Origin of the sequence: Kitasatospora sp. NRRL B-11411, from assembly GCF_000721345.1 — a bacterium.
Taxonomy (GTDB): domain Bacteria; phylum Actinomycetota; class Actinomycetes; order Streptomycetales; family Streptomycetaceae; genus Kitasatospora; species Kitasatospora cineracea.
This window is the reverse complement of the sequence record NZ_JOGH01000182.1, coordinates 1-8,761: the sequence shown is the minus strand read 5'-3', so window position 1 is coordinate 8,761 and position 8,761 is coordinate 1. Positions and strand designations below refer to the sequence as shown.

At 76.2% G+C, this 8,761-nt stretch carries 8 protein-coding genes and 1 pseudogene; 5 read left to right on the top strand and 4 right to left on the bottom strand.

From position 1 onward, the window contains the following. Nucleotides 1-723: pseudogene (locus IH44_RS0137585) on the top strand (hypothetical protein); the annotation flags it as partial. A 289-nt stretch (nucleotides 724-1,012) separates the two neighbouring features. Continuing rightward, nucleotides 1,013-2,155 carry a glycosyltransferase family 4 protein gene (locus IH44_RS0137580; protein ID WP_030464339.1) on the top strand — a complete coding sequence of 381 codons (1,143 nt, stop codon included), beginning with the start codon at nucleotides 1,013-1,015 and terminating at the stop codon, nucleotides 2,153-2,155. A gap of 19 nt (nucleotides 2,156-2,174) precedes the next feature. Here the strand turns inward: IH44_RS0137580 and IH44_RS0137575 are convergent, their stop codons facing one another. Both IH44_RS0137575 and IH44_RS0137570 read right to left on the bottom strand, forming a co-directional pair. Further along, on the bottom strand, nucleotides 2,175-2,846 hold the full coding sequence (locus IH44_RS0137575) for a response regulator transcription factor (RefSeq protein ID WP_030464338.1): 672 nt from the start codon (nucleotides 2,844-2,846) through the stop codon (nucleotides 2,175-2,177). After that, on the bottom strand, nucleotides 2,840-4,096 hold the full coding sequence (locus tag IH44_RS0137570; RefSeq protein WP_030464337.1) for a sensor domain-containing protein: 1,257 nt from the start codon (nucleotides 4,094-4,096) through the stop codon (nucleotides 2,840-2,842). Before IH44_RS0137570 ends, IH44_RS0137575 begins: the two co-directional genes overlap by 7 nt. Before the next feature lie 104 nt (nucleotides 4,097-4,200). On the opposite strand from IH44_RS0137570, the gene IH44_RS0137565 reads away from it, so the two are divergent. Next, nucleotides 4,201-5,370 carry a hypothetical protein gene (locus IH44_RS0137565; RefSeq protein WP_051818135.1) on the top strand — a complete coding sequence of 390 codons (1,170 nt, stop codon included), beginning with the start codon at nucleotides 4,201-4,203 and terminating at the stop codon, nucleotides 5,368-5,370. Between the two features lie 4 nt (nucleotides 5,371-5,374). Here IH44_RS0137565 and IH44_RS0137560 read toward each other — a convergent pair whose 3' ends face one another. Beyond that, complete coding sequence (locus tag IH44_RS0137560) at nucleotides 5,375-5,641, bottom strand: hypothetical protein (protein WP_030464335.1); 267 nt, start codon at nucleotides 5,639-5,641, stop codon at nucleotides 5,375-5,377. Between the two features lie 125 nt (nucleotides 5,642-5,766). On the opposite strand from IH44_RS0137560, the gene IH44_RS0137555 reads away from it, so the two are divergent. Continuing rightward, nucleotides 5,767-6,492: a hypothetical protein gene (locus IH44_RS0137555; RefSeq protein WP_107066725.1), complete on the top strand. Its 726-nt coding sequence runs from the start codon at nucleotides 5,767-5,769 to the stop codon at nucleotides 6,490-6,492. Nucleotides 6,493-6,505: 13 nt separating this feature from the next. Here the strand turns inward: IH44_RS0137555 and IH44_RS0137550 are convergent, their stop codons facing one another. After that, nucleotides 6,506-7,288 (bottom strand): DeoR/GlpR family DNA-binding transcription regulator, encoded by a 783-nt coding sequence (locus IH44_RS0137550; RefSeq protein ID WP_030464333.1) that lies wholly within the window; start codon nucleotides 7,286-7,288, stop codon nucleotides 6,506-6,508. 168 nt (nucleotides 7,289-7,456) lie between these two features. Between IH44_RS0137550 and galK the strand changes: the two genes are divergently transcribed. After that, nucleotides 7,457-8,602 (top strand): galactokinase, encoded by a 1,146-nt coding sequence (galK, locus tag IH44_RS0137545; RefSeq protein ID WP_030464332.1) that lies wholly within the window; start codon nucleotides 7,457-7,459, stop codon nucleotides 8,600-8,602. The last annotated feature ends 159 nt before the right edge of the window (nucleotides 8,603-8,761 follow it).

Here is an 8,761-nt window from a genome sequence, read left to right as displayed (position 1 = left end):
GTGTTGGTCGGGGCGGGGTGGGGGGCCGGGCCGCTGCCGGGGGCCGGGGCGGGGGCTGACGTCCCGTCGGGGGCGGCGGACGCGGGGACCGGGGTGGTGGCGCTGGTGGCGTCGCCGCCGGTGGCGCTGGCGTTGGCGGCCAGCGGGGTCGATCTGCCGCTGACCGGGCTGCTCTGCCTGGCCCTGGCGTTCGGCGCGGCCGGGCGGCCGACCGGGGCGGGGCTGGCGCTGGCCGCCGCGGGCGCACTCAAGTGGACGGCCTGGCCCGCCGTCGCCGTGGTGGTGGCGCTGCTCGCGGCAACCACCGGGCGGCGAGCGGCGCTGCGCTGCGCCGGGCTCGCGGCGGCCGGGACGGCGCTGCTGGTGCTGCCATGGCTGCTGTGCGCGCCGGGGCCGATGCTGCGCCAGGTCTTCGCGTTCCCGCTCGGCCGGGGCCCGTGGCCCACCCCGGCGGCCAGCCCGCTGCCGGGCCGGCTGCTCGCGGACCTCGGCCCGGCCGGGTGGGGTGCGGCCGTCGGGCTGCTGCTGCTCGGCGGGGCGGCGGTGGGGCTCTCCCTACTGCTCCGCCCGCCCCGCTGCGCGGTCGCGGCCGCCGACCGGCTGGCAACCGGGCTGGCGCTGGCCTTCCTGCTCGCCCCCGCCGGACGCTTCGGCTACCTGGCGCTACCACTGTTCCTGTCGGCCTTCGTCCGCCTCGCGGCCCGGCGGCACCCACCCGCCTGAGCCCCGTCCCGCAGTCCGGCCCTCCGGCCGAGCCCTGCTCTGCGGTCCGGCCGCTCCCCCGTCGGGCGCGCGGCTGTGCTGCCGCTGCTCCTGTCCGCCTTCGTCCGCCTCGCGGCCCGGCGACACCCACCCACCTGAACCCCGTCCCGCAGTCCGGCCCTCCGGCCGAGCCCTGCTCTGCGGTCCGGCCGCTCCCCCGCCGGGTGCGCGGCTGTGCTGCCGCCTGCCCGCAACACCCCTGTCATGAAGGGAATTTACTGCTTTGTCGACTCTTGGAGAGGACGCCTCCGTGGGCACCACCCTGATCGTCACCAACGACTTCCCGCCCCGGCAGGGCGGCATCGAGACCTTCGTGCACGCGATGGCCGTCCGGTTGGCCGGGCAGGGGGTGGTGGTGCTGACCTCGGCCGAGCCGGGGGCGGCGGCGTTCGACGCGGGGCTGCCGTTCCCGGTGGTGCGGGAGCCGGTGCGGATGCTGCTGCCGACGGCGCGAACGGCCCGGCGGGCGGTGGAGCTGGCGGCCGAGCACGGGTGCGACCGGGTCTGGTTCGGGGCGGCGGCGCCGCTCGCGGCGATGGCCCCGGCGCTGGCCCCGGTACTGCGGCAGGCCGGAGCCGGGCGGCTGGTGGCGACCACGCACGGGCACGAAGTGTGGTGGGCCCGGGCCCCGTTGGCGCGCCGGGTGCTGCGCCGGGTCGGCGCGTCCTGCGACACCGTCACGTACCTCGGCGAGTACACCCGGCGCCGGATCGCGCCCGCGCTGGGGCCGGGGGCGGCGCTGGAGCGGCTGGTGCCGGGGGTGGACCCGGCGGTGTTCCGGCCCTCGGCGGCGGACCGGCGGGCGGTGCGCGAACGGTACGGGCTGGGGCGGCGGCCGGTGGTGCTGTGCGTGGCCCGGCTGGTGCCGCGCAAGGGGCAGGACGTGCTGATCCGGGCGCTGCCGCTGATCCGCCGTCACATACCGGACGCCGTGCTGCTGCTGGTGGGCGACGGGCCGGACGGGGCGCGGCTGCGGCGGCTGGCCCGGCGCTGCCCGCCGGGCGCGGTGGTGTTCGCGGGCGGGCACGGGCACCCGGACACCGCCCGGTTCTACGCGGCGGCGGACGTCTTCGCCATGCCGTGCCGGACCCGGCGGGCGGGGCTGGAGGCGGAGGGCCTGGGCATCGTCTTCCTGGAGGCGTCGGCGAGCGGGCTGCCGGTGGTCGCCGGGCGTTCGGGCGGCGCGCCGGACGCGGTGCTGCCGGGCCGGACCGGGACGGTGGTCGACGGGCGGCAGGTCGGGGAGGTCGCCGAGGCGGTGCTGGAGTTCCTCCAGGACCCTTCCCGGGCGCGGGAGTTCGGGCGGGCCGGGCGGGAGTGGGTGACCCGGGAGTGGTCCTGGGACGCCTCGGCCCGGCGGCTGGCGGGGATGCTGGCGGGGCGGGACGGCTAGGTTCTCGGGTTTCGGCCGGTCAACTGCCGTCCGCAGCAGCATGGTTGAGGTGGGCGAGGACCGCCAGCACCCGGCGGTTGCCCTCGGCCGGGTCCAGGTCGAGCTTCATGAAGATGTTCCCGGCGTGCTTGACCACGGACGCCTCGGTGACAGTCAGCCGCTGGGCGATGGCCTGGTTGTTCCAGCCCTCGGCCATCAGGCCCAGCACCTCCCGCTCACGCGGGGTGAGGCGGCGCAGCGGGTCGTCGGCGGTGTGCCGGGCGAGCAGGATGCGCACCACCTCGGGGTCGATGACGGTCTGCCCGGCGGCGACCCGTTGCAGTGCGTCGAGGAAGTCGCCGACTTCCAGTACCCGGTCCTTGAGCAGGTAGCCGAGCCCGCCGCGGTCGGCGGAGCCCGCGCCGAGCAGTTGGGTGGCGTACGCGGTGGCCACGTACTGGGAGAGCACCAGGACCGGCAGGCCGGGGTGGCGTCCGCGCAACTCCAGTGCGGCGCGCAGTCCTTCGTCGCGGTGGCCGGGCGGCATCCGGACGTCGGTGACGACCGCGTCGGGGCGTTCGGCGTCGACGGCGCGGACCAGGGCGGTGGCGTCGCCGACGGCGGCCGGCACCCGGTGGCCGACCCGTTCGAGGAGTTCGACCAGGCCGGCCCGGAGCAGGACGGCGTCCTCGGCGATCACGATCCTCAGCACGGGACCTCCAGTTCGAGGCGGGTGGGCCCGCCGGGCGGGCTGGTCACGGTGAGCCGCCCGTCCAGGACGGCGATCCGGTCGGCGAGCCCCTGCAGGCCGGCTCCGGCGCCGGGGTCGGCGCCGCCGCGGCCGTTGTCGGTGACGGACAGCCGCAGCGCGCCCGCGTCGTGGGTGCCGCGGACGGTGATCCCGTCCGCGCCGCTGTGCTTGGCGGCGTTGGTGAGCGCCTCGGTGACGGTGAAGTACGCGGCGCTCTCCACCGGGCCGGGCAGCCGCCGCGGCAGGTGCAGGTCGACCAGCACCGGGACGGGGTGCCGGGCCGCCAACTCGGCGACGGCGGCCGGGAGTCCGTGGTCGGTGAGGACCTGCGGGTGGATGCCGCGGACCAGGGTGCGCAGCTGCTCCAGGGCGAGCTTCGCCTCGCCGCGGGCCCGGGCGACCAGGGCGGTTGCGGGGGTGTCGTGGCCGCGCAGTTCGAGTTCGGCCAGGCCCAACGTCATGCCCAGGGCGACGAGTTGCTGCTGCGCGCCGTCGTGCAGGTCGCGTTCGATCCGGCGGCGCTCGGCCTCGAAGGCGCCCGCCAACCGGGCCCGGGAGCGGGTGAGTTCGACCACCCGGACGCCCAGGTCGGCGTCCCGCAGGCCCAACAGCTGCTGGGCGAGACGCACTTGGGCCCCGGCGAGCAGGGCGCCGCTGTAGGCCAGGACGACCAGGCCGAGCAGACCGGCGGCGCTCGCCGCGAAGCCGTCCAGCGGGCCGGAGACCGGCCGTCCGGGCCACAGCATCACCGTGTCCGGACTGACCGCCAGGATGAACACCGGGGCGGCCAGCAGCAGCAGGCAGAACGCCAGCGCGGCGGCGAACAGCAGCCCGGCGGCGGCGAACACGGTGGACTGGACGAGCGCGTAGGCGAGTTCGCGCCGGCTCGCCCGCTCCCGCAGCCGCCCGCGCAGCCCGCGGGCCGCACTGCGGTGCGGGTCGGGCAGCGGCACCGGTTCGACCAGGCGCAGCCGCCACCGCTCCACCGCGCCGACCGGCACCCCGAGCAGCGCCGTCCACCCCAGTACCAGCACCCCGACGCCGAGCACCGACAGCCCGACCCCGACCAGCAGCCCGGCCGCCAGCGCGACCAGCACCAGCACCCCCTGCACCGCGCCCGTCACCAGCAGCGCCCACACCCGCCACGGCCACCACGACACCAGGAACCGCACCGGCCGCCGCCGCACCGCCGCCCACACCGCGACACCCATCCGTCCACCCCCTCCGCGCTCCCGACCCTATAACCGGTGGCAGGGCCGGGGGTTCATCCCCTACGGTGCGACCGCGATCGGATCACGAACGACCTGGAGGTCGGATGCGGGTGGCGGACTTCACCTCCTGGAAGCGGGAGTTCCCGCTGCGGTACCTGCTGGTGCGGGACGTCGGCGACGAACAGGACTGGCAGGCCGTCGAGTTGCTGGCGCGCTGCGCCGACGCCGAGGGCCTGTACCTGCCGCGCGAGTACTCGGACCGGACGGTGCTGGTGCTGGAGGGCTGCCCGGCCGACAGCCCGCTGGCGGTCACGGCCGCCGGGCCGGGCGGGCGGCAGTTGGGCGACCTGGAGCTGGAGGTGCTGGGCCGCAACGGCGACTGGCCGCCGCACGTGTTCGAGCTGATCGGCGTCTCGGTGGTCGCCGTGCGGCCGACGGCGGGCGCTCCCGGCCTGGTCGACCTGGTCCTGGGCACCGGCCTGCGCGACGACTGGGAGTACGGCCGCCCCCGTCCGCCCGCGCAGCCGTACTTCGAGGTCCGGTCGAAGGACCGGCGGATCACCGCACCGCTCACCCACTGCGGGAGCATCGGCGGCCTGTACGACCGGTACCCGCTCCCCCGGCCCGTGCAGTTGATCGGCTGCGAGCCGTCCCGCGCGCTGCTCGACGGCCTGGCGGCATCCGGTGGGAGGAACGACGGCTGGGGACAACTGGTCAGCCTCGACCGCTTCGGCGGCGTCCTGCGCACCGAGAACTTCCCGCTGCCGATCACGGAGGCCCGCCCCTCCGTCCTCGGCGGCGCGCTGCTGGACCTCACCTTCGAGGACGGTAGCCCCGATCGCCCCACCCCGGACTGCCGGAGGGTGCGCGAGCTCTGGTTCGAGGGGCCGCCGAGCGAGCCCGGCGGGTGGGTCGGGTTCGACACCCCGGGCCGCGACGAGTGGCTGGCCCTGTGCCGCCCCACCCTCCTGTCCGCTTCCCCGCGCGGCGGGGGCGAGCACCACCTCGACGGCCGGTACGCCACCGACGTTCCCGGCCTGCACCTGGCCCTCGGCGAGGCGCTGCTCGGTCCGGGAATGTCCCTGGGCTTCGACCTGTACTGGCTGCGCGAACGCCTGGACGGGGATGCCCCCCGCACCCTGGTCTGGCACGACGCCGGGACCGCCCGGCGCTCGCTCGCCCCGCACGTGGTCGGGAGCGACCCGGCGCACAGTTACTTCGACGCGGTGCTGGAGGTCCTGGCCGAGCGCGGAGTGACGGTCGTCCTGGACTGAACCGTCAGCTGCGGCTGCGGTTCTTCAGTTCCCGGTACTCGGCGATTCCGTCCACGAACCTGCAGGCTCCGGTCTCCACGTCGACCACGACCGGGAAGGCGCCTCCCAGGCGGCCCTCCCTCGCCAGGTACGAGACCACGTACGCGCCCTCGATCGTGATCTCCGGGTGGATGACCAGGTAGCAGTTCATGGATTCCCAGCCGGGGAACCGACGCTCGCAGAACTCCTCGGCGGAGGCGAGCGCTGCTGCGGAGTCGGGGATCCTCATCATTCGGGTGCTCCTTCGGAGTCTCGGAGCCGGGGCCCGCCCTCCGACGTCAGGAGCGTATCCCGGGACGACCGATCGGCTGCGGGCCGTCCTGGACCGGGTGGGCCGACGCCGGTGATGATGCCCGCGTGACGCACCACGACCTCCCCTGCGCTCCCCCGGCCGTGATCCCCGGTTACGACGGCGGGCCGTACCGGCGCCGGCCCGAGCTGCTGGGCGAGCACCTGTTCTGGGTGGGGCACCTGCACAACTGGTGCGCGGAGTTGGAGGAGGTGGAGGAGTTCGTCGACGAGGCGGAGGACCTGGCGGCCGGGCGGTTGCGGGCGGGGCTGCTGGGCGGGGAGCAGTGGCCAGTGTTCACGGTGCCGCTGGGTGGCGGGTACCTGCTGCACGTGGTGTACCGGGCGTTCGCCGAGGACGAGGGGATCGACTACCTGCTGCACCACCCGGAGTGGGACGCGGCCGAGCCGCTGGCCGGGGACGAGGGGTGCTTCAGCGGGCCCGGCCTGTGCTGGGACGAGTTGGTGGCCGCGGTGGACAACGGGCTGCCCGGCGGCAGCACCGCCGATCCGCACGCCCGGCTGCTCCTGCTGCTGCCCGCGTTCGGCGACGCGGACGCCCCCGCCGGGGCGGTCGAGCGGCTGGCCGCCGCGCTGCGGGCGCGTACCCGGTTCGCGGAGCCGGAGCGGTTGGCCGCCGCGCTGCCGGCGGTCCAGGGGCCGTGCGGCGCGCCGCGCTGGCACCTGGGCCCGGAGGGGGCGCGGGTCAACGACGGTGAATACTCGCCGCGGCATGCCGACGCGCTGCCGGCCGTCCGGCAGGAGCGGATCACGGCGGCGCCGGCCGCCCGCTGAGGGGGCCGCCGGGTCAGACGAGCAGGAGGGCGCCGCAGGATTCGGTGAGGACGGTCTGGGCCTCGGTGGGGAGGGCCTGGTCGGTGATGAAGCAGTCGAGGTCGGTGAGGGCGGCGAAGCTGCTGAGGCCGACGACGCCCCACTTGGTGTGGTCGGCGATGGCGACGGTGCGGTGGGCGGAGGCGATCAGGGCGCGGTTGGTCTGGGCCTCGGCGAGGTTGGGGGTGGTGAGGCCGGCGCGTTCGCTGACGCCGTGGGCGCCGATGACCAGGAGGTCGACGTGCAGGGAGCGGATGGCCTGGTCGGCGAGCGGGCCGACCAGGGCGGCGGAGCGGGTGGGGGCGCCGCCGGTGAGCAGGAGGGCGGGGCCGTTGTCGCCGCGGGTGCGGACGAGTTCGGCGACCGGGAGGGAGTTGGTGACGATGGTGAGGCCCGGGACGTCGAGCAGGCGGGCGGCGACCGCGTAGGCGGTGGTGCCGGCCGAGACGGCGACCACGGTGCCCGGCTGGACCTGGGCGGCGGCGGCCTCGGCGAGCGCGGCCTTGGTCTCGGGCGCCAGGGCCGACTTGGTCTCGAAGGCCGGTTCGTCGGCGGCGGCGGTGCGGGCGACGGCCCCGCCGTAGACCTTGCGGACCGCGCCGGTGCGGGCGAGGGCGTCCAGGTCGCGGCGGACCGTCATGTCGGAGACCCCGAGCTGGTCGACCAGTTCGGCGACCTTGACCGCCCCGTCCCGGCGGACCAGGTCGAGGATCAGGGCCCGGCGCTGGTCGGCGAGCAGTCCGCCGTCGGTGGTCACTGTGGTCCTCCACGGGATGGTGGGAGCGGGAGAGCGGGAGAGCGAGCGGGACAGCGCCTCAGCATAGTTCGGCGGGGGCCGAACGGGGCCTGTTTGGATGTGGGGTTGTGTGTTTGAATGTGTTGACTATGCCACCCGCTCGTCCGTGAACGCCTGCTGGAGCACCCGATGACCACCGATACCGCCGCCGTTTTCGCCTCCGCCTTCGGCGACTCCCCCGACGGCGTCTGGGCCGCCCCCGGCCGGATCAACCTGATCGGCGAGCACACCGACTACAACGAGGGCTTCGTGCTGCCCGCCGCGCTCCCGCACGCCACCCGGGTCGCGGCCCGCCGCCGCTCCGACGGCCTGGTGCGGCTGGTCAGCGCGCAGGGCGACGGCGGGGTGGTGGAGTTCGCCCTGGACGGGCTGGCCCCCGGGTCGGTGCCCGGCTGGGCGGCGTACCCCGCCGGGGTGTTCTGGGCGCTGGCGGAGGCCGGGCACCCGGTGGGCGGGGCCGACCTGGCCTTCGCCTCGGACGTGCCGACCGGGGCCGGCCTGTCCTCGTCCGCCGCGCTGGAGTGCGCCACCGTCCTCGCCCTGGACGAGCTGTACGGCCTCGGCCTGGACGCCCCCGGCCGGGCGCTGCTCGCCCAGCGCGCCGAGAACGCCTACGTCGGGGTGCCGTGCGGCGCGCTCGACCAGATGGCGTCCAGCTGCTGCGTCGCGGGCCACGCCTACTTCCTGGACACCCGGACGCTCACCGGCCGCCAGGTGCCGCTGGACCTGCCCGCCGTCGGCCTGTCCCTGCTGGTGATCGACACCCGGGTCAAGCACGACCTCGGCGACGGCGCGTACGCGGACCTGCGGGCGGGCTGCGAGCGGGCCGCCGACCTGCTGGGGGTGCGGGCGCTGCGCGACGTCGAGGCCGAGGAGCTGGCCTCGGCGGAGGAGAAGCTGCCGGCCGAACTGCGCCCGCTGCTGCGGCACGTGGTGACGGAGGACCGGCGCGTGCTGGACGCCGTCGCGCTGCTGGACGCGGGCGACCCGCGGGCGCTGGGGCCGGTGCTGACCGCCGGGCACGCCTCGCTGCGCGACGACTACCGGGTCTCCTGCCCCGAGACGGACCTGGCGGTGGCCACCGCCAACGCGGCGGGCGCGCTGGGCGCCCGGATGATGGGCGGCGGCTTCGGCGGCTCGGTGCTCGTCCTGGTGGAGAGCGGGCGGCTGGCGGAGGTCGAGCAGGCCGTCCGGGAGGCGTTCGCGGCGGCCGGGTACGGCGCCCCGCACGCGTTCCCGGCGGTGCCTTCGCAGGGCGCGCACCGGGTGCAGTAGTCGGAGTAGCGGAGTAACGGCGAGAGCCCGTCCGGGAGGTTTCCCGGGCGGGCTCTCCGCCTGTCCGGCGGGGGGCTCTCCGCCTGTCCGGCGGGCGGGAAGAGGCGGGGAAAGGGAGAACCCGCCCGGGGGGTCGGGCGGGTTCTCGGCGCAGGGGGT